17 protein-coding genes are annotated in these 21,086 nt (G+C 49.4%); 1 reads left to right on the top strand and 16 read right to left on the bottom strand.

What is annotated here, in order from left to right:
- From IEX81_RS12750 to IEX81_RS12710, 9 genes are all read right to left on the bottom strand, one after another.
- Entirely contained in the window at window positions 1-1,062 is a 1,062-nt protein-coding gene (locus IEX81_RS12750) for a DNA cytosine methyltransferase (protein WP_188803916.1), read from the bottom strand.
- Window positions 1,062-2,120, bottom strand: a complete 1,059-nt coding sequence (locus IEX81_RS12745; RefSeq protein WP_188803913.1) for a DNA cytosine methyltransferase — start codon at window positions 2,118-2,120, stop codon at window positions 1,062-1,064. The genes IEX81_RS12750 and IEX81_RS12745 overlap by 1 nt, the downstream gene beginning before the upstream one ends.
- A gap of 42 nt (window positions 2,121-2,162) precedes the next feature.
- Window positions 2,163-2,357 (bottom strand): helix-turn-helix domain-containing protein, encoded by a 195-nt coding sequence (locus tag IEX81_RS12740; RefSeq protein WP_188803911.1) that lies wholly within the window; start codon window positions 2,355-2,357, stop codon window positions 2,163-2,165.
- A gap of 353 nt (window positions 2,358-2,710) precedes the next feature.
- The gene (gene rlmD / locus IEX81_RS12735) at window positions 2,711-4,087 is read right to left on the bottom strand and encodes a 23S rRNA (uracil(1939)-C(5))-methyltransferase RlmD (protein ID WP_188803909.1); all 1,377 of its coding nucleotides are present in this window, start codon (window positions 4,085-4,087) and stop codon (window positions 2,711-2,713) included.
- A gap of 260 nt (window positions 4,088-4,347) precedes the next feature.
- Complete coding sequence (locus IEX81_RS12730; RefSeq protein WP_188803907.1) at window positions 4,348-5,286, bottom strand: diacylglycerol kinase; 939 nt, start codon at window positions 5,284-5,286, stop codon at window positions 4,348-4,350.
- Between the two features lie 448 nt (window positions 5,287-5,734).
- Window positions 5,735-7,171: an Asp-tRNA(Asn)/Glu-tRNA(Gln) amidotransferase subunit GatB gene (gatB, locus tag IEX81_RS12725; RefSeq protein ID WP_188803905.1), complete on the bottom strand. Its 1,437-nt coding sequence runs from the start codon at window positions 7,169-7,171 to the stop codon at window positions 5,735-5,737.
- The gene (gatA, locus tag IEX81_RS12720; RefSeq protein ID WP_188803903.1) at window positions 7,171-8,631 is read right to left on the bottom strand and encodes an Asp-tRNA(Asn)/Glu-tRNA(Gln) amidotransferase subunit GatA; all 1,461 of its coding nucleotides are present in this window, start codon (window positions 8,629-8,631) and stop codon (window positions 7,171-7,173) included. The genes gatB and gatA overlap by 1 nt, the downstream gene beginning before the upstream one ends.
- A gap of 25 nt (window positions 8,632-8,656) precedes the next feature.
- The gene (gene gatC, locus IEX81_RS12715) at window positions 8,657-8,953 is read right to left on the bottom strand and encodes an Asp-tRNA(Asn)/Glu-tRNA(Gln) amidotransferase subunit GatC (RefSeq protein ID WP_188803901.1); all 297 of its coding nucleotides are present in this window, start codon (window positions 8,951-8,953) and stop codon (window positions 8,657-8,659) included.
- 190 nt (window positions 8,954-9,143) lie between these two features.
- Entirely contained in the window at window positions 9,144-9,761 is a 618-nt protein-coding gene (locus IEX81_RS12710) for a LysE family translocator (protein WP_188803899.1), read from the bottom strand.
- Between the two features lie 103 nt (window positions 9,762-9,864).
- Here IEX81_RS12710 and IEX81_RS16720 point away from each other — a divergent pair, with 103 nt between their 5' ends.
- Window positions 9,865-9,996 carry a hypothetical protein gene (locus IEX81_RS16720; RefSeq protein ID WP_268239358.1) on the top strand — a complete coding sequence of 44 codons (132 nt, stop codon included), beginning with the start codon at window positions 9,865-9,867 and terminating at the stop codon, window positions 9,994-9,996.
- A 434-nt stretch (window positions 9,997-10,430) separates the two neighbouring features.
- On the opposite strand, the gene IEX81_RS12705 is transcribed toward IEX81_RS16720, so the two are convergent.
- The 7 genes from IEX81_RS12705 to aceA all read right to left on the bottom strand — a co-directional run bounded on the left by IEX81_RS12705 (window position 10,431) and on the right by aceA (window position 21,077).
- Window positions 10,431-11,609, bottom strand: a complete 1,179-nt coding sequence (locus IEX81_RS12705) for a CamS family sex pheromone protein (RefSeq protein WP_188803897.1) — start codon at window positions 11,607-11,609, stop codon at window positions 10,431-10,433.
- Window positions 11,610-11,621: 12 nt separating this feature from the next.
- On the bottom strand, window positions 11,622-13,625 hold the full coding sequence (gene ligA / locus IEX81_RS12700; RefSeq protein WP_188803895.1) for an NAD-dependent DNA ligase LigA: 2,004 nt from the start codon (window positions 13,623-13,625) through the stop codon (window positions 11,622-11,624).
- A 35-nt stretch (window positions 13,626-13,660) separates the two neighbouring features.
- Window positions 13,661-15,895: a DNA helicase PcrA gene (gene pcrA / locus IEX81_RS12695; protein ID WP_188803893.1), complete on the bottom strand. Its 2,235-nt coding sequence runs from the start codon at window positions 15,893-15,895 to the stop codon at window positions 13,661-13,663.
- 95 nt (window positions 15,896-15,990) lie between these two features.
- Entirely contained in the window at window positions 15,991-16,287 is a 297-nt protein-coding gene (locus IEX81_RS12690; RefSeq protein WP_188803891.1) for a YerC/YecD family TrpR-related protein, read from the bottom strand.
- Between the two features lie 150 nt (window positions 16,288-16,437).
- Window positions 16,438-18,171 (bottom strand): adenine deaminase C-terminal domain-containing protein, encoded by a 1,734-nt coding sequence (locus IEX81_RS12685; RefSeq protein ID WP_188803889.1) that lies wholly within the window; start codon window positions 18,169-18,171, stop codon window positions 16,438-16,440.
- A 414-nt stretch (window positions 18,172-18,585) separates the two neighbouring features.
- On the bottom strand, window positions 18,586-19,566 hold the full coding sequence (locus IEX81_RS12680; RefSeq protein ID WP_188803887.1) for an L-lactate dehydrogenase: 981 nt from the start codon (window positions 19,564-19,566) through the stop codon (window positions 18,586-18,588).
- Window positions 19,567-19,799: 233 nt separating this feature from the next.
- Window positions 19,800-21,077, bottom strand: coding sequence for an isocitrate lyase (aceA, locus tag IEX81_RS12675; RefSeq protein WP_188803885.1), 1,278 nt, complete (start codon window positions 21,075-21,077; stop codon window positions 19,800-19,802).
- Window positions 21,078-21,086: the final 9 nt, after the last annotated feature.

Raw genomic sequence — 21,086 nt, 5'->3', positions numbered from 1 at the left:
TTATTCCTCCTTAAAATATTGCTTTTTAATAGCCGTTGCTATTACCTCAGCCATCTTAACAGGTACAGCATTACCTACTTGTCTCCACTGTTCTCTGAAGTCTCCGCACAATTCATAATCATCATCAAAAGTTTGTATTCTCTTAATTTCAGAGATCCTTAAAAATCTATTCTTCCAATGGAACGGCCCCATATTATTAGAAAAACTAGCTTGAATGGTCCATGACGGCTTTTCAGGTGATAATTTCAGTAAAAACGACCAGTATCTTGACCTCCATTTAAAAATAGGGTTAGGATATCCGCGTTCAGCTGTAAAATACAAATAATTATCGCCAGGTGGAACTAGCTTAAGTAAATCTTTATGTTTAGATCCAGCCTGCATTTCTGCATCCTCCGGCAAGTCATAATCTAAGTCGCCTATAGCCTGCCCACAAGTCACCCAAGGAATCTTGTCACCTATTTGATCTTCGGGAGTGTTTTCTGGGTCATAGTGTGTTTCTTCAGGAAAGATAAATTTTTCGCCTTCACCTCGTTTAATTCCAACACAGATAAACCTCTCTCGCTTTTGAGGTACACCATAATTCGCTGTATTAACTACCTTGTAACTTATATCATATCCGTATTCGTCTGCTTTTTCTTTTAGCAAATCAAAAGCAGCTTGGTGCGGTTTATATACGAAACCAAACACGTTTTCAAAAAAGAAAACTTTAGGTCGTATTTCATCTAAAGCACGGAAATATTCATAAAGAGTAAACGAGTTCTCATCTTCCAATGCTCTTTTCTTTTCTGTACGATAGAATCTCGATTTTGAATATGCAGGGCAGGGAGGTCCTCCAACTAGCACATCTATATCAGATAACTTCATCCCTAATGTTTCTAATGATCCTACGTAATCAATATTTCTTATATCATCGCAAACAACCATTTTTCCGACTTTATTACGTTCCAAAGTATCGCAGGCAGGTTTCCAAAAATCTGTTGAAAAACAAATATCAAAACCTGCTTTCTTAAATCCACAATCAATTCCGCCTCCACCTGAAAATATACTTAAGACATTTGGCATTATTCTAAACTCTCCTTCACAAACTCAATCATAGCTTTTCCCATTAGACATGGTACAGCATTTCCAATCTGCTTTTGAATGGATCTTCTGCTACCAACAAACTTATATCCTTTAGGAAAGGTCTGTATAGCTGCAATCTCTGGAACTCTTAATCTTCTATTGCCCCAATGAAATGGGCCGACCCAAGGACCTGGTTGAGCAGTAATTGTCCAAGATGGGAGGTCTGGTGATAATTTTAGTAGGAAACTCCAAAATCGCTTGTCTGCAACAAACTTAGGATTTGGATATCCCGCCCAAGCTGTTAATGCCTTATAATTTTTGCCGGGTGGAACTTCACATAAATCTTCATAATATGTACCACCCTTTGTAACTTCATATTCCTCAAAATATTTATCGCCTTCAAAACCTTGAATAACCTCTCCAACATTGACATATGGTTTGAGTCCTGTTTCCTCACATAAGCTTGGATCGCAATGTGTCTTTTTTGGTTCATCAGACTTGAAGTTACTTTTAGTCCCTAAAATGAACAGTCTCTTTCTTTTTTGAGAAACTCCGTAATCTAATGCATTTGCTCTGACGATTTTGCATGTGTAACCCGCATCATTTACAATCTCAAGAAACTTTTCGACAATGATTTTATTTGTTGGATGTAAGAGGCTTTCCACATTTTCAAACACAAATCCATCCGGAAGAATGTCCGTTACAACACGCAAATACTCATCCACGAGAGTTGCACGTGGGTCGTTTATTCCTCTCCTTGTCTGGTTTCCAACCCAATATCCCGCTTTGGAAAAAGGCTGACAAGGAGCGCCTCCAATTATAATAAACTTATTAGCCTTCCGTTTTTCAACGCAAGCCTTAAAGACTGAACTTTCGATATCGTGTAAATCCCCCTCAAAAATATCAGAATCCTTAAACATTTCATTTGCTTTTAATGTTTGAATGCAATCTGAATCTATATCTGTACTTGAAACTACAGGAACTCCGGCCATAATGCTGGCAATATCCAATCCACCTGCACCGGAAAATAAACTCACTGCAACAATATCTTCATTCATGTTAATCCACCTATTGTAGTTGTATATTTTAACAACATTACTTCATTCAATGGCACTTTTACCGCTCTTAATCCATTCATCTAATTCGGAACGCTTAAATTTCCATAGCTTTCCGATTTTTTGAGCAGGTATGTCATTCTTTTTTCTAATCCAATTTCTAATAGTCACAGGCTTCACGCCTAAATACTCAGCTGCTTCTTCAATGCTAATCCAGTTATCACTGGGTATTTCATTCATTTTCTTTCACCTCAATGTGTTACTATTTGACGATAAAAACCCGACAATATTCTACCACACAAACTCAATATTTTCAATATATTTGATTATATTAAATGATATTTAGTTATATTTACTGATAAGAGGAATCTTCTAGTATGCCTGATAAAACTCATAATCTGCCATCTATCCTATCTCCACAACCCTACGAATTTATCTAATCTGTCAACTCAACCCTACGCACATTTTTACAGTCGACCTGTTTCCTCAATAAACAAAAATAAGGATTTTCAAGGTTAAAAGGTGCTGCCAGACATCAGGCAGAAAACCCTCTAACCTCGAAAACCCTTTATTTATCAGTATTTTTATTAGACCTATTTCCCCACCCTTGACATCAAGACAACACACTCAATGTGCATCGTCTGCGGGAACATGTCGACGGGCTGAACCTTTTTGATTTCGAACCCGCCCGCCGTAAGCAGCTTCAGATCGCGGGCGAGTGTGGCGGGATTGCAGGAAACATAGACGATCCGCTTCGGCTGCATGGCAATCATCGTGTCGATCAGCGCGGCGTCGCAACCTTTGCGCGGCGGATCGACGACGATCACATCCGGCTTGATACCCTGTTCTTGCCATTTGGGTATGACTTCTTCCGCTTTTCCTACCTCAAAATGGGCGTTGGTGATTTTGTTCAGTTCCGCATTTTGCCGGGCATCATCAATGGCTTCCGGAACGATTTCGACGCCATAGACTTTTTTAGCTTTTTTCGCCAGGAAAAGGGAGATTGTCCCGATACCGCAGTATGCGTCGATAACCGTTTCTTCTCCTGTCAGCCCGGCATATTCCAGCGCTTTTCCGTAGAGAACTTCCGTCTGAATCGGGTTGACTTGAAAAAAGGATCGCGCCGAGATGGCAAACGTCACGTCCCCGATCTGATCGTAAATCACATCACGGCCCCATAACGTTTTCGTCTTTTCGCCCATTATGGCATTAGTCCGCTTTGGATTCACATTTTGCACGATCGATTTGATCTGCGGATACGCATCAGTCAATGCTTTGATCAGTACTTTTCGGAAGGGCAATTCCTCTGTTCTCGTAATGAACACGACCATGACTTCGCCTGTCTTTTTCCCGGACCGGGCCATGACATGGCGTAAAACACCGCGGTTTTTCGCTTCATCATAGGGCGTGATTCCTTTTTCTTCAGCAATCCTTCTGGCGGTTTGCACCACTTCATCAATGATCGGTTCCGTGATGATACAGTGATCCATATTGACAATGTCGTGGCTCCGTTTTTTGTAAAAGCCAAAAGCGAAATGCCCGTCCTGCTGGGCCACAGGAACCTGAATTTTGTTTCGATAGTGCCAAGGATCATTCATACCGAGTGTTTCATCCACCTGAACGCCGGATAATCCGCCGATCCTCTCGAGTGCGTTTCTGACAATTTCCCTTTTATAATCAAGCTGTCCTTTGGCACCGATATGCTGAATGGCGCAACCACCGCACTGATCATAAATCGGACACGGCGGGGTCGTCCTTTCTTCACCGGCCTGCGTCAATTCTATGATACGTCCGTAACCATACCCTTTTTTCGTCTTCAAGACCTGGACCATCGCTTTCTCGCCGGGCAACCCGCCGGGTACAAACAGGGTGTAGCCGTCCACTTTGGCTACACCGGATCCGTCCTGTGTCAGATCGGAAAAAGTAACTTCGATTTGATCATTCTTTTCAACAGGTATGGATTCAGGCATGATTTTTCTCCTTCTAGTGATTCGTGTGATGAAATCTGATGTCATGTGTTCATGATTTGGTTTAGAGTCTTTTCAGCACTCTTCCGGCCAGTTTTTGAACTCTACCAGCCAAACTCGCGGCTTCACCGGCCAATTCGATATTTTTGCTGGATTGGAACTTCCGCTTATTTTTTTATGAAAAAAGTGCCCGTTCCTGATCGGTTTCCGGGCGCACTTTTAGTGAAAAACCCTTACGGGAAATATTCGTTCTGCCTAATGGATCAGACCGGGTCCTGAACTTCCTGCTTGTTTTCCGTCTGCTGCATTTTGGCCAGTTCTTTCGGAACCATGAGGTGGAGGTGCCGGTAGAGATTGACGATTTCGCCGGGAAGATCGCCGCCGTATTCTCCGTCAAGATTCAGCTGCATTTTTTCTTCGGTTTTTACTTTGATACGGCTGGCCTGGGCATAGATCACTTTGGGATCTTTCATGTGCTCGCCGCGAAGGGCCATGGAGGCCAGACGAATGAATTCGCCGAGATTGGTTTCCTTCAATATAATCAGATCAAAAACACCGTCGTTGAGCTGGGCTTCCGGCGCCAGTCTCTCGAAACCGCCGACTGAATTGGTGTTGGAGACGAGAAAGAGCATGATGTCTCCTGAGAATGTCCGGTCGTCGTAATCAATTCTGACTTTGGTCGGTCTGAGGGAGGGGAGCATTTCAATGCCCTTCATATAATAGGCCATCTGTCCAAGCATCGTCTTCAGCTTGCTTGGGACGTCGTAAGTCAGCTCAGTCAGTTTGCCGCCGCCCGCCATGTTCACGAAGTAGTGATCGTTGACTTTTCCGATGTCGATCGGTATTTCATACCCTTCGCAAAGGACATCACACGCGCCGACTATATCGCGAGGAATGCCGACGGCACGGGCAAAATCGTTCGTCGTGCCGAGCGGAAGCACACCAAGTCTCGGACGGAATTCCTTTTCGGCCAGTCCGTTAATCACTTCGTTGATCGTGCCGTCTCCACCCGCCGCAACGACGAGATCAAACTTCCTTCTGACTGCTTTCCGTGCGCCTTTCGTCGCATCCCCTTTTCCTTTCGTCGCATAGGCTGATGCTTCATATCCCGCGCTTTCCAGGCGGTCCAGAATATAAGCGATGTTCTTTTTTGCCAGCTCGCGTCCGGATGTTGGGTTGTAAATAATTCGCGCCTTTTTCATGTTTATCACCCGACTCAAACATCTATCTAACAGCCGCTTCCCCTGAAAAACATCGATACGACGCAGTTTAAGCGGTGATTATTTGATTCAACCATCACATTCAATTATATTGTAAACAATTTTTAAAAGCAAAAAGCTGAAGCGGCAGCCGCACGGGTCCAAGCAAGGGACTTTGCTCGGATCAAACCGCCGTTGATGGTCCTCCGCCGCAGAAAAAATGAAAATCAATAGAATTTTGCACCATCAACTTAAGACCGGCCCGTTTTCTAACGCCAAAAGGGTAAGTGGGACTTTATGGCAAAGAGAGGCCGTCCTTAAATGGTTATTAAAGAAAAAACTTAACGCTCAAATTGTTGATCTGTCACTATTTATAAAATTAAAAAGATCGCCTCATAACTGTCGAAAATCGACTGATGAGACGACCTCTTTTTTCATAAACTTTGTGTTCTTAAAGCTTTTCAATTTCTTCGAGAATAATTTTGTTGACCATGTTCGGGTTGGCTTTCCCATGGGACTGTTTCATCACCTGACCGACGAGGAAGCCGAGTGCGCGATCTTTGCCGTTTTTATAGTCGATCATCGATTGTTTATTGGCGGCGAGAATCGGGTCCATCAATTCGTGAAGCGCGCCTTCATCGGAAATCTGGACGAGTCCTTTGGCCTGGACGATTTCTTCCGGATCGCCGCCTTCTTCAATCAAAGTCTTGAAGATTTTCTTGGCGATTTTGCTTGAAATCGTTCCTTTTTCGATCAGTTGAACCAGTTTCGCCAGGCCTTGCGGCGTCATCGGCACCTGATCGATCGTTTTGTAATTGCTGTTCAGATAGGCCGAGACGTCACCCATCAGCCAGTTGGAAACAAGCTTCGGATCGGCTCCTTCACTGATCGAGTTTTCAAAGAAGTCGGACATCGTCTTTACCTGCGTCAGTACCATGGCGTCGTATTCCGGCAGGCCGAGTTCTTCGATGTAGCGCTTCTGACGGGAGTCCGGCAGTTCCGGTATTTCGGCCTCAATACGGTCGATCCAGTCCTGATCGATTTTCAGTTTGATGATATCCGGTTCCGGGAAATAGCGGTAGTCATCGGAACCTTCCTTGCCGCGCATCAGCGTCGTCGTCTTCGTCGCGTCGTTGTAACGGCGCGTTTCCTGTTCGACCACACCGCCGGAGAGCAGGATTTTTTCCTGGCGTCTTTCCTCATAAGCAAGCCCTTTTTCAACAAAAGCGAACGAATTCAGGTTCTTCAATTCGGTCTTTGTACCGAATTCCGTCTGGCCATAAGGCCGGATGGAGATGTTCGCGTCGCAGCGTAGGGAACCTTCCTCCATCTTGACATCGGAAACGCCGATGTATTGCATAATGGCTTTCAGTTTATCCAGATAGGCATAGGCTTCCTGCGGCGTGCGCATATCCGCTTCCGACACGATTTCGATCAGCGGCGTACCCACGCGGTTGAAATCAACGAGCGAGCCTGAGCCGTCCGCCAGGTGGTTCAGCTTGCCGGCGTCTTCCTCCAGATGCAGACGGTGCACGCCGATTTTCTTCTTTTTGCCGTCGACTTCGATTTCGATGAAGCCGTTTCTGCCGATCGGCTGATCAAACTGCGAGATCTGATAGGCCTTCGGGTTGTCCGGATAAAAATAATTCTTGCGGTCGAATTTCGTTTCGCGGGAAATCTCGCAGTTCAGGGCGAGCGCCGCTTTAATGGCGAAGTCCACAGCCTCGCGGTTCAGAATCGGCAGAACGCCGGGATGACCAAGGCAGATCGGGCAGGTGTGCGTGTTCGGCGGCGCGCCGAATTCATTGGCGCAGCCGCAGAAAGCTTTCGTCTTCGTTTTCAGCTCGACGTGGACTTCGAGGCCGATCACTGTTTCAAAATTGCTCATTATTCATTCGCCCCTTTGAATGCCGGCGTCAGCTGAAAACCGGCGGTCTGTTCATAGGCGTGCGCCGCCTTGTAGAGCGTTCCTTCCGCAAACGGTCTGCCGATCATCTGCAGACCGACAGGCAGGCCGTCCGCCAGCCCGCACGGCAGGCTGATTGCCGGAACGCCGGCAAGATTGACCGGAATGGTGAGCAGGTCATTGGCATACATCGTCAGCGGATCATCCACTTTTTCACCGATTTTGAACGCTGTTGTCGGCGTTGCCGGTCCAACGATAATGTCATGGTTTTCCAGAACTTTTTCAAAATCCTGTTTAATCAGTGTGCGCACCTGCTGCGCCTTTTTATAATAAGCGTCATAATAACCTGAACTTAAAGCAAACGTTCCGAGCATGATCCGGCGTTTGACTTCGTCGCCAAAGCCTTCGCTTCTCGATTTTTTATACATGTCGATCAGATCGTTCGATTCCGCGCGCACGCCGTACCGTACACCGTCGAAGCGGGCCAGGTTCGCCGAAGCTTCCGACGACGCGATGACGTAGTAAGCAGGAACCGCGTATTTCGAATGCGGCAGCGAAACTTCCTCGCAGACGGCGCCGAGCGCTTCCAGCTGCCGGATCGCCGCCTTGATTTTATCCTTCACCGCCTCGTCGATTCCTTCGCCAAGATATTCTTTGGGTACGGCGACCCGCAGCCCCTTAATGTCTCCGGTCAGTGTCTCGGAATAGTGAGGCACCGGGACATCGGCACTCGTCGAGTCGTGGCGGTCAAGCCCGGCGATCGTCTCCAGCAGATAAGCGTTGTCTTCAACCGTTCGTGTAATCGGCCCGACCTGGTCAAGAGATGAAGCAAAGGCGACGAGGCCGAACCGCGAAACGCGCCCGTAAGTCGGCTTCATACCGACAACGCCGCAGAACGCGGACGGCTGCCTGATCGAACCCCCGGTATCCGATCCCAGCGCAAACAGTACCTCTCCGGCAGCAACGGATGCCGCCGAACCGCCGCTTGAGCCGCCCGGCACCCGTTCCAAATCCCACGGATTCCGTGTCAGCGCAAATCCCGAGTTTTCCGTTGAAGAGCCCATGGCGAATTCGTCCATATTCAGTTTGCCGATCATGATCCCTTTCTGCGTCCTGACTTTCTCGATTACCGTTGCGTCATAGAGCGGATCATAATTCTCAAGGATGTGGCTCGCGCAGGTTGTGCGCAGGCCCTTGGTCACGAGATTGTCCTTGATACCGATCGGCATGCCGAAAAGCAGGGTGTCTTCATCCGTACCGTTTTCATCGATCGTCCGTGCTTCTTCTCTGGCCGCCTCTTCATTCAGCGTCAGAAAAGCCTTTACCTTGCCGTCCACTTCATTAATGCGGGCATAAGCCTCATCAATGAGGTCGGATGCCTTGATTTCCTTGCTATGTATCTTCTTCTTCAGATGCACAAGGCCTTCTTCAAAAAGTGGCATCTTTGTTGTCCTCCTTCTTTTTGGATCAGTCCGCTTCCATAATCAGCGGTACTTTGACCTGCCCGTCCTCTTGGACAGGCGCGTTCTTCAGCGCTTCTTCGCGCGGAAGGGACGGTTCAACGACGTCGTCGCGCATGACATTATGCATATCCAGAACGTGCGTCGTCGGTTCGATGCCTTCCGTATCCAGCTCGTTCAACTGCTCGGCAAAACCGATAATATCGTCCAGCTGCGTCGTGAACTTTTTGATCGCGTCATCGTCAAACGACAATCTGGCAAGGTTGGCAACATATCGGACCTGTTCTTCATTTATCCGGCTCATAACAGTCATCTCCATCTCGTTCGTCCGGGATTTTTACCGTCTTCGGCAAATCCCAACAATGTCTTAATCATATCAAATTCCATTGACTATAATCAATGGAAGACCGCTGAAAAACCAAACCCTGCAAAAAACCTCCGCTCTCTCATGTTGCGCTCACGCAGATCCGGAAGCCTGCTTGTTTCCGGAACTTTTACAAGAGACAGCTGCCCAGTGAAACCAGTCCAAAACCGAGGATGGTTAAACCCGATAAACGATTGATCCACACCAGTGAACGAAGATTCAGCTTATCTCTGAAAAAACCGACGCCCAGGCTCAGCAAAAGCCACCATAACGCCGACCCGGCGAAAACGCCCAGGACAATCTGAATGGAAGAAAAATATCCCCGCTGAGCGCCCGCAAGCCCGAGACCGGCGAAAACACTCACAAAGGAGAGAATCGTCATCGGATTTGTCAATGTCAAAAATAAAGTTGACGTATAGGCAGTCAGCAAGTTCCCTTTGCAGGCGTTCGCCGCATGGTCTGCCGGTTTGGCGCGGAGCGTCTGAACGCCCAGATAGCACAAAAAAAAGCCGCCAATGACCTGAAGCCATATTTTCCCGCCCATCAGAAATCCGGTGATGACGGTGAGACCAAAGCCGGCAACCGATCCATAGAGGGCATCGGCCGTTGCCGCTCCGAGTCCGGAAAGCCACCCGTACAGCCTGTCCTGAATCAGGGACCTGCGGATGCAGAGCACACCTATCGGCCCCACAGGAGCCGCAATGGCAAAACCGATCAACAGCCCTTTCACAAAGTAGGATAAACTCATTGTTTTCACTCCCCCCGAGCCGCTGAAACATCCTTCAGGCTGACTCATGTTGTTCAAGATTTGTCCAAAATGCTGAATGCGGTCAAGCAGATACGGCGATAAAATGGCGACGACCGATAAACTTGAGTTGACGACTGATAAATCTCAGCTGATGACCGATAAATTGAGTCAAACGACTGATAAACTTGTATCGACGACCGATAAATCGAGCACAACGACCGATAAGCCGCACTAAAAGAGAAGAACAAAGGAATTAGATTTAACAAATTTTTATTCAAAAGCATTATAAATATATAATATAGCAAAGCAAACTATATTTAAATATAATTTATGATTATAAATAATATAGCCTTATTTATTTTTGAAATTAATGTTAACAATACGCCTGCACAGCAGGAAGCAACTGAGATGCTCCCGAGCAAACGGGCAGTGTTTCCAAAGGATGAACCCGAAGAAATTGTCATACGGACGCTGCCGCAAAAAAATTCACCCAGTCAGGCCTCGTTTGGTGTACCCTTTTTTTTGGCTGGAAGCCTCTGAAGATTCCGCTATCCGCCAATTATTTTACTAAAGGGCTTGACTAATGGTAGAAAAAAAAAGAGCCCGCAGTTTTTTCTGCGCACCCTTCGGCTTTGTCACGTTTTCCCTCTTACCGGTCATCATCCCCGGTCAGTGCTGGAAGACGTGCACGTAGGCTGTATCCATAGTCGGCGTTCTATCGATCAAAGCTTCCTGAACGTCGCCGGATGTGATATAGACGTGAATCGGAACTTCTCGGCCAAATCCGAATCCATTGTTGACAATTGAGGCAACATAATTGGCAAAGCCGATGACTTCCGTTTCATCCATAAATCGGATATTGATATTCAGTGTCAGATCGGTGAGTGTCTGGTTCTGATAAAAGCCTTTCCCGATGACGCCTACAAAATCTGGATAGTATTGCTGTACATCGTTTTTAAATGTATTGAACTTGGCAAGATCCGCTTTATACTGTCCTGATGCCGCATTGGACGGAAACAGAACGTGCTGGTCATCCACCTGTGTCCATTTATCAATGGTTGTCGAGCCGGCTGGAACCATTGCTTTAGCGAAATAATCACCCGGGATTAGGGAATCGGGAGCGGCAGTCATATATAAAGTAAGGAAAATGGGTACCTGGCTCAGGCCTTTGACGCTGCGCACGCGCTGCAGAATTTTCGGTGCGACGTTCTCGCCCCATGTTTTAACCGTGGCGGGATTCAGCTGTTCCTGGATCGGGTTGATGTTCTGGTTCTGATCCATGATTTGATCTGTGTACACCGAATTAAGCGAAACGGCGATGGATACCCCTCCCAGCACATATTTTCCGTTCCCCGATTTTTTCAGATAATCCTGCTCAAGCACGTAATTTAAATATTTCGGGCTGCTCTGAGCCTGCTGCAGGGCTGTCTGGCCCGGTCCGAGCGGGGGATTGAGGCCCGGCGGCGTGCTGTTCGTCTTGTTTCTTTCCTGGCCCTGGCGGTAAAGCATGCCGTTAATATCGTTTCCCGTCAGATACTGGCCGCTTTGAAAGACGTACTGATCGGGACTGAAAACGCTTTTCGACATATCCATCAGCCCGAGTTCCAGCTGGTCAACGTCCACCCGATTGTTTACGCCGTAATTGATATATCCGCGCATTTGATCGTTGGACAGCGGACGTAGCGACTGATAATCCTTAGTGTTTGAACCCGGTATCAGCTGGGTAGTTTGCGTCCCTCCGTTGTTTTTTACAACACTATTCTGTGAGCTGCTTTGCGAACAGCCTGCAAGGGCAAGCTGTAGGCTCAGAATGATCAGTGCAGCCGCACCGAATCTTCTTCTTTTCAATCATGACACCCCTCAATCCTTAAGTGCTTCCAGAAAACGCGCCTCATCCCAGATGTCAATATTGAGATCCCGGGCTTTTCTGAGTTTTGATCCCGCTGCTTCGCCGGCGACAACAATATCCGTACTCGCACTGACGCTTCCTGTGACTTTGCCGCCCCGCTTCTCAATTTCGCTTTTAGCTTCCGGGCGCGACATCTCCTCAAGTTTTCCGGTCAGTACGACCGTCTTTCCGCTGAACGGAGAATCGGCGGCGCTCACTTCCTGCGGATCAGGGCCCAGATAGCTCATATTCAGCCCGGCTGCCTTCAGTTCATCGATCAGCGCAGCGACTTCTGGTTTTGAAAAATAAGCCATGAGGGAATCCGCCATTTTTTCACCGATCTCATCAACAGCCATCAAATCATCCATCGATGCCGCCGACAGTCGATCCATAGTTTTAAAAGCCCGGGCAAGAACAAGCGCCGCTTTCGACCCGATATAGCGGATACCGAGGCCGAATAAAAGTCTCTCCAGGGAATTCTGCTTCGACCGTGATATGGCGTCAAGCAGATTGGAGACAGATTTTTCTCCCATTCTTTCCATAACAATCAGGTCATCATATTTTAACTGGTAGAGATCAGCGACGTCGTGAATCAGGTGCTTTTCAAACAGCTGAGTCACAACCTTTTCTCCAAGTCCGTCAATATTCATCGCATTGCGCGAAACAAAATGAATCAGTCCCTCGCGGATCAGCGCCGGGCATTTCGGATTGATACAGCGAAGTGCGACTTCATCTTCAAGCCTGACCAGTGCGCTGCCGCATTCCGGACAGTGGGTCGGCATGACATATGGCTTCTCTGTCCCGACCCGTTCTCCCGTCAGCACATTAACGACTTCGGGAATAATGTCGCCCGCCTTGCGTATGACGACGCGGTCGCCGATCCGCAAGTCTTTCTCCCGGATCAAGTCTTCGTTGTGCAGCGTGGCTCTTTTGACCGTCGTTCCCGCAACGGATACCGGCGTCAGAATGGCCGTCGGCGTCACCGCGCCCGTCCGGCCGACACTGACTTCAATATCTTCCAGTGTCGACACGACTTCTTCAGCAGGAAATTTGTAGGCGATCATCCACCGGGGCGATTTGACGGTGTGCCCAAGCTCCCTCTGTTGGTCCATGGAATCCACTTTAACAACAATACCGTCAATGCCGTAAGCCAGTGAATCGCGTTTTTCCGTGTATTCTCTGATATAATCAAACACTTCCTGCATGGTCCGGCAGCGGCGCGATTCCGGATTAACTGGCAGGCCGAGTGTCCTGATGTGCTCAAGCAGGCCATAATGCGTCTGAACTTTCTCCCTGTCGAATTTTCCCGCACTGTAAAGAAAAACGGCAAGCCGCCTTTTCGCTGTAATCTTCGGGTCAAGCTGGCGGAGAGAGCCGGCCGCCGCGTTGCGCGGATTGGCGAACAGCGTCTCACCGCTTTGCTGCCGCTCCTCGTTCAGCTTCTCGAACGATTTTTTCGGCATATAGCATTCGCCGCGCACCTCGATGTCCACTTCTTCCGGAAGAACCAGAGGAAGGCTACGCACCGTGCGCAGATTATTCGTGATATCTTCGCCCGTCGTCCCATCGCCCCGTGTTGCGCCAAGGACAAATCGCCCCTTCTCATAGGTCAGCGAAATGGCCAGTCCGTCAATCTTCAATTCGCAAACATAGGTCACCTCATTTCCGACAGCCTGGCGGACGCGGCGGTCGAAGTCCAGCAGCTCTTCCTCGCTGAATACATCGCCGAGGCTCAGCATCGGAACGTCATGTGTGACCTTTTTAAACGCCTTGAGCGGGGAGCCGCCTACGCGCTGGGTCGGCGATTCCGGTGTGATCAGCTCCGGATGTTCCTCCTCAACCCGGATCAGTTCCTGCATCAGCCGGTCATATTCACTGTCCGGGACGCTCGGATTATCCTCGACATAGTATTCGTAGCTGTATTGGTTCAGTTGCCTGTGCAGCGCGCGGACGCGGCTAGGCAGGTTGTCATCCATGATTCCGCTTCTCCTTTAAGATTGTGTTTTACCAATTATTTGGCTTTCTCAATTGGCGCAAAAGCGCCGAGCAGCCGTTTCAGCCCGATTGGATTAGGAAAGGCGATATCCAGTTCGACATTGTCGCCGCTGCCTTTAATGCTGACCACGGTCCCCTGCCCCCATTTTTTATGGAGCACTTTGTCGCCGGCATGCCACTCCTCGTCTCCGTGCTGCCGCTTTTGCAGCATAGGCGCCGGTCTGTTGCCATACACCGAAGCGAAACGACTGGAAAAGGGAGATCCTTTCGCTGCGGGAGAGGCAAAACGTGTACCGACGGACGGCGCCTCCGGTTTCTCCATATCCAGCAATTCATCCGGTATTTCCTTGATGAAACGGGAAACGGGATTGACCGCAGTATTTCCGAACAAGGTGCGGATCTGAGCGGATGTGAGGAACAGGCGTTTTTTCGCTCTTGTGATGCCGACGTAAGCCAGCCTGCGTTCTTCTTCCATTTCCTCTTCATCATCGAGAGAACGCAGATGCGGGAAAATGCTCTCTTCCATACCGATTAAAAAAACAGCCGGAAATTCCAGACCCTTTGCGGAATGCAGCGTCATCAGGGTCACCGCATCATCCGTTCCCGTCTCCTCCTTTTCGTCGATATCCGCGTCCAGAGCCAGTTCAGTCAGAAAACCAATCAGCGATTTGTCATCGTGCTTGGCTTCAAATTCTTTTGTCACGGATAAAAATTCTTCCAGGTTTTCGATCCGGCTCTGGGCCTCGATCGTTTTCTCCGCTTTTAGCATCTCGCGATATCCGGATTTGTCGAGGACTTCTTCAACCAGATCGGTCACCGATAAAAACTCCTGCATTCTCGACCAGTTCATCACGAGTTCGGAAAAATCCTCCATTTTATGGACCGTCCGCGGAGAAATGCCGGTCTGGTCCGCTTCCCCGATGGCTTTCATTAGGGACAGATCCCCGTTGATGGCATAGTCGGCCAGTTTGTCCATCGACGACGCCCCGATTCCGCGCTTTGGTTCGTTAATCACGCGGGCGAGGCTGATATCGTCGTCCGGATTGGCGATCAGGCGCAGATAGGAAAGCATATCTTTGATTTCCTTGCGGTCATAGAATTTGATACTTCCAACCATGCGGTAAGGAATATTCGATTTGACAAGCGTTTCTTCAATCACACGCGACTGGGCGTTCGTCCGGTAGAGAACCGCGATATCCGAATAATTGAATCCTTCATTGGACAGTTCCCGCATTTTCCCGGCAACGTAATAGCCTTCTTCATGTTCCGTCCCGGCCTGATAGTAAGCGATTTTCTTTCCACCGGCGTTTTCAGTCCACAGTTTTTTCGGCTTCCGGTTGTGATTGTGCTCGATCACGTGGTTCGCGGCGTCAAGAATCTTCTTCGTCGACCGGTAGTTTTGTTCCAGTTTGATCACCGAGGCATCCGGATAGTCTTCCTCAAAAGACAGTATGTTATGAATATCTGCGCCGCGCCAGCCGTAAATCGACTGATCCGAGTCGCCGACAACGCACAGGTTCCTGAAGCGGTCCGCGAGCATGTGAACGAGCAAGTACTGAGCCCGGTTCGTGTCCTGATATTCATCGACATGAATATATTGAAACTTTTTCTGATAAAAGGCCAGCGACTCCGGCACGCGCTGGAAGAGATGCACGGTCGTCATGATTAAGTCGTCAAAGTCCAGCGACTGATTCTTGAGCAGCCGTTTTTCATACTCCGCATAGACGTCCCGGACGACCTCATCGAACGGGCCGACCGCCGTTTTGGCAAAGGCCGCTGCCGTTTTCAGCTCGTTTTTCGCCGCGCTGATTCTTCCGAGGATGCTGCGCGGGGTAAATTTTTTCGGATCGAGATTCTTATCTTTTAAGATATTTTTGACGACGGATTGCTGATCCGTCGAATCGAGTATGGAAAAATTGCGGCTGATGCCGAGCCGGTCGATATCGCGCCGTAAAATACGCACGCACATGGAATGGAAGGTCGACACCCAAACATCATCGACGAGCGGTCCCGCGAGCCCCGCGAGCCGTTCTCTCATTTCTTTCGCCGCTTTATTTGTAAACGTGATCGCCAGGATATTCCAGGGCGCTACATTCCTTTCGATCATCAGATAGGCCATGCGATGCGTGAGCACACGTGTTTTCCCGCTTCCCGCACCGGCCATAATCAGCAGCGGTCCGTCATGGTGCTTGACCGCCTTTAATTGCTCCGGATTGAGTCCCTCAAGCAATTGCTGTGAAATACTGTCCAATCTTACCACATCCTCATAGGGGTTGTTTGATGAAGTGACCAAAGGATAGTGTCAGATCGCCTGACCCCTTCTTAACAACCGGAGTTCTGCCGTTCTTATTTATCTTCGCTCAGTCGGTCGAGCGTCATCTGGTAGCCGTCGTTTCCGAAATTGATGCAGCGTTTCACGCGTGAAATCGTCGCCGTACTGGCGCCTGTTTCTTCCTCAATATGATGGTACGTGTGACCCGCCATCAGCATTCTGGCAACCTCAAGCCGCTGCGAGAGCGACTGGATCTCACCCATCGTGCACAAATCGTCAAAAAAACGATAGCATTCCTCTCTGTTCTTTAATGTCAGGATGGCGTTAAACAACTGATCGAGCGCCTTTCCTCTCAATTTATCGATTTGCACCCTTGTCCATTCCTTTCCCTTTCAACCGTTCTTCAAGCATACTTAAAGCGGCCGATCGATCCGTATTGTTTTCATATTCGGGGATGTTTGATGAGCCCGGGCAAAAAGGCCGGCATCCGGCCTTTTCCCTTCTTTATCGAACGAACCTGCTCATATTAATGGTTCGCTGGCTGCGAGCAGTTTTCTGTGCATCACATCGACGATCCCCTTCGGAGTGATGCGGATGTAGGGAAGATGGGTTGACGCTAAAAAAGACAGACTGAAAAAAGGATCGCCGAAGCAATAGCCGGCAGCCCGAAGCTTGTTTTCAAAACGGCCGGCCTCCTGTATCAGCCGCTTCATCGGCAGATCGGACATGAAACCAAAAAGCGGCAGAGCGAGTTCCCCGGTTATTTCCCCGTTTTCAGCGATCACCAGTCCTCCCTTTATTTTCTTCATGCGGTTAAAAGCAGCAACCATGTCTTCTTTGTTCCTGCCAATCAGCAGAACATCTCCCGTCGCGGAAAAACTGCCGGCAAATCCGGAAAGGCTGCGGGCGAATCCTCTTATATAAGTATTGATAATCCAGCTGCCCTTTTTATCGACAAGTGTCAGGTATAGCACATCGTGCGGCAGCTGCGTCTCCTGTGCGGTAATTGGCTGTTCAAACGGTTTGGTAATCGCGTCGTTCACCATATCCAGGCCGACGGTCGTTTTAGGGACGAGCTGCTCCGGCCTGAGCGAAAATTCGAATGCCGCACCTTTCAGATCAAGAGAGATATTAAATGGAAAAAAGTCATTGTCCACCGTTTTGCCGTCACGGAAAACCAAACGGCCCTTCGCCATGACCGCGACCGGGCGCGGATCGGACGGTGAAGGCAGAAAATTGATATTGGCGGCCCTTCCCGGGGCAATGTGCCCGATACGGTCGGCCAGATTATAGTGAACCGCAATATTGGAGGACGCCATCATATACGCGTCTTCCGGCGGCACACCCTGCTCCAGAGCGATCCGGATCAGGTGATCAACGACGCCGTCTTTCAGGAAGGCCGGCGTCGCTCCGTCCAGCGTCATACAGACATGATCAAAATCGTGCACACCCTTATCCACCATCGTCTTTAAAATATCCGGCAGATCGGGGCGAATGGATGAATAGCGCAGCGATACCGTATAGCCCAGTTTCAGACGCATGATCGCCTCTTCACCGGTCATCGCCTCGTGATCGCAGTCCGCGCCATACAGTTTGAGCTGGGTCAGCGTGCGTTCCGAGGCGCCGGGAAGATGGGTTTCGATAGGCTTCCTGAGAAGCTTCGTCTCGCGCATCCATGACAGGATCTGATCGTCGCCATGAACAACCCGCGGCCAGCCTGTCAGTTCCCCGCCCTGAACAACGCGCGGATGATTCAGCCAGCGCCTGATGCGCTCATCACTAAACGGCGAATCGATAACTGCCGATTGGGGATCGTAGCGGCACCACCAGTAAAAAGTGGCCGGCAACTGTTCCAGCCTATCGATTAATCGGAACGCATCCCCGTCGCTCAGCGTCTTAAATAAAATCGCATTATCGCAAATCAGCGTCGTCGTGCCGAATCGTGCAGCATACGCCGCAAGCGTCTGCGGGTTATAGAGCTGGCCGGGGTGGACGTGCGGTTCGATATAGCCGGGGACAAGCGTGTACCCTTTGCAATCGATCGTTTCCGTTGCGCGGCCGACCTTTGCCGGCACCTCTTCTCCAACATAGATAATCCGATCACCGTCAATCCAGATATTCGCTTTTTCCCAGGTTTTCAGGTAGGTATTCAAATAGAGGGCATCAGTCAGTACTAAGCCCGGCGCTTCCTCTCCGCGAATAATCGCCGCCTGTTTTCGCATTTGGGTGATCGTCCAGTAAAATTCCTGATTCATGATACACTCCTCTTGTATATGGTCGCACGCTAATCCATGAAAGTATTTCTCTTACCATCTTACCGCAATTGTCTTGATGAAGAAAGTTAAACCCCGCGTTACTTTTTTATTAAAAAACTGCTCGAAATACAAAACGATCCCGGGCTCCCCCGCGCGATCATCTCAAACAGGGGTTAATGACATGAGCTGCCGGAATTCGCCCATTAGTGACTCGGTATTGCCCCTTAAACCGGAGAATCACCCCAGAATCAAAAAGATTCGCCCGATCAGGGTGCGGAATCGCCTCATCAGCGCATGGAATCTCCCTCAAAACGACAGCCGCTATTCCGGTTTACTCATGTAAAAACGCTCAACGGCCGCGGCCATTGAGCGTTTTATTTTAACAGGCTATATTTGATTAGTCTACAGGTCGGCTTATCTTCCCGCCGGTTCCTCATGTTCAGCGAGTGTCTGATCGATGTACTTTTTAATCAGATCCGCCGATGCGTTGAACGACTTTTGTTCTTTCTCATTAAGATTCAGATGGATGATTTCTTCGATGCCGTTTCTGCCGAGCACAATCGGAACGCCGATCGACAGACCGTCACGGCCGTATTCACCTTCCTGAACGGCTGAAGCAGCGGTAATCACGCGGGCATCGTTTAAAATCGATTTAGCAAAAAAAGCGAGCTGGTTGCCGATACCGAACTGTGTATTGCCTTTGCGTTTATGAATTTCCCAGCCAAAATGCCTGGCCGCCTCTTCCACATTGTCCCGGTCAATGGTTCCGAAACGGTCGGCATTTTCGGCTTCATATTCATCAAAAGGCTTTCCGCCGACTGTGACATGGGACCATGCCGCAAACTGCGAGTCTCCGTGTTCACCGATCATGTAGGCGCTGATGCTGCGCGGATCAATACTGCCGATCACTTCGGAGATCTGCCTGCGCAGCCTCATGCTGTCCAGCGCGGTTCCGGTGCCGATGACCTGTTTTCTCGGCAGCCCGGAAAGTTTATAAAAAAGGTAAGTGATGATATCGCATGGGTTCGTGGCAATCACATAGATCCCTTGAAAACCGGCCTTCTTCAATTTAGGCACGATATCATAGGCGATCGCCGCCGATCCTTTAAGAAGTTCAAGGCGTGAACTGCTGATCACTTTCTTTCGTTCTGTAACCGAAACAAGGATGACATCACAGGCTGCCAGTTCTTCAACGGGAACGGCACTGACACGTGTTCTGGACGGCGTCAGTTCAATGCTGTCCGCAAAATCCCACGCTTCCCCTAATGCGCGTTCCGAATCAATATCCGACAGGTACAGCTCGTCCGCTATATTTTCGTGGACAATAGCCGACGCCGCAGCTTTGCCCACGTTTCCAATCCCGACAATACCGACTTTTCTGATTGTTTTGCTCACTTCAATCCTCTCCTTTTTCTCTGGTACTGGTTCCGTTATTTTACACCAACAGACTTCCTGCATCAAGGGCAATGGGATTTTTCTCCATTTCGTTTTAATGGCAAAAAAAAAGGGCCCGATCAGGCGGAGCCCTGGTTCAAGTATCTATCCCGTCCGAGTCTTTGACGGCTGAGGCGGGAAACCTGAAAAATTAGTCTGGGAAATACAAAATGAATGAATCACCAGTCAAAGAATCAGTTGGCCTGGAATTGCGCTTCTTCCGTTGAACCTTTCAGCGCGACCGTGGAAGATTTTCCGCCGCTGACAATGGTTGAGACAAGATCAAAGTAGCCGGTGCCGACTTCACGCTGATGGCGCGTCGCCGTGTAGCCCTCTTTCTCACTCGAGAATTCCGCCTGCTGCAGTTCGGAGTACGCCGCCATGCCGCGGTCCTTATAGCCGCTAGCGAGATGGAACATGCTGTAGTTGAGCGCGTGGAATCCGGCCAGCGTGACAAACTGGAATCTGTAGCCCATTTCCGACAGCATTTCCTGAAAGCCGGCAATCGTTTTTTCGTCCAGCTTTTGTCTCCAGTTGAAGGACGGTGAACAGTTGTAAGCAAGCAGTTTGCCCGGATACTGTTCATGAATACTTTCGGCGAATTTGCGCGCTTCTTCGACATTCGGTTCCGCCGTTTCGCACCAGAGCAGATCTGCGTATGGCGCATAGGCGAGCGCGCGAGAGATCGCCTGGTCGATGCCGGCCCTTGTTCGGAAGAAGCCCTCCTCCGTTCTTTCGCCCGTGATGAACGGTGCGTCGTAAGGATCAATGTCGCTCGTGAGCAGATTTGCCGCATTGGCATCCGTTCTGCCGACGATGACTGTCGGCACGCCCATCGCGTCCGCGGCAAGGCGGGCCGAGACTAAATTGCTGACGGCGGTCCGTGTCGGGAGCAGCACTTTACCGCCCATGTGCCCGCATTTCTTTTCAGAAGATAATTGATCTTCAAAATGGACACCCGCTGCACCGGCCTCAATCATACTCTTCATGATTTCAAAAACGTTCAGCTGACCGCCGAATCCGGATTCTGCATCCGCAACAATCGGTGCAAACCAGTCTTTTGAATGGTTGCCCTCAACCGAATCAATCTGATCGGCACGCTGGAACGCATGATTGATGCGACTGACCACCTCCGGCACACTGTTTGCCGGATAGAGCCCTTGATCCGGATACATCTGCCCGGCCAGATTGGCGTCTGCGGCCACCTGCCAGCCGCTTAAGTAAATCGCCTTAAGACCCGCCTTCACTTGCTGAACGGCTTGATTGCCCGTTAAAGCCCCTAATGCATTGACGTACTTTTCGCTGTTTACCAGTTTCCAAAGTTTTTCAGCGCCGCGCCTGGCCAGCGAATATTCAATATCGAGCGAACCCCGCAATTTAATAACATCTTCCGCCGAATACGGGCGTTTGATGCCCGCCCACCTTGGGCTTTTCCACGATTCTTCCAGCTTTCTCACTCTTTCATCCGTCATTTTCTTTCC

Source organism: Sporolactobacillus putidus, from assembly GCF_014647035.1.
In the GTDB taxonomy this organism is placed as follows: domain Bacteria; phylum Bacillota; class Bacilli; order Bacillales; family Sporolactobacillaceae; genus Sporolactobacillus; species Sporolactobacillus putidus.
Note: the sequence above shows the minus strand (reverse complement) of the source record. Positions and strands in the feature narration are given on the sequence as shown.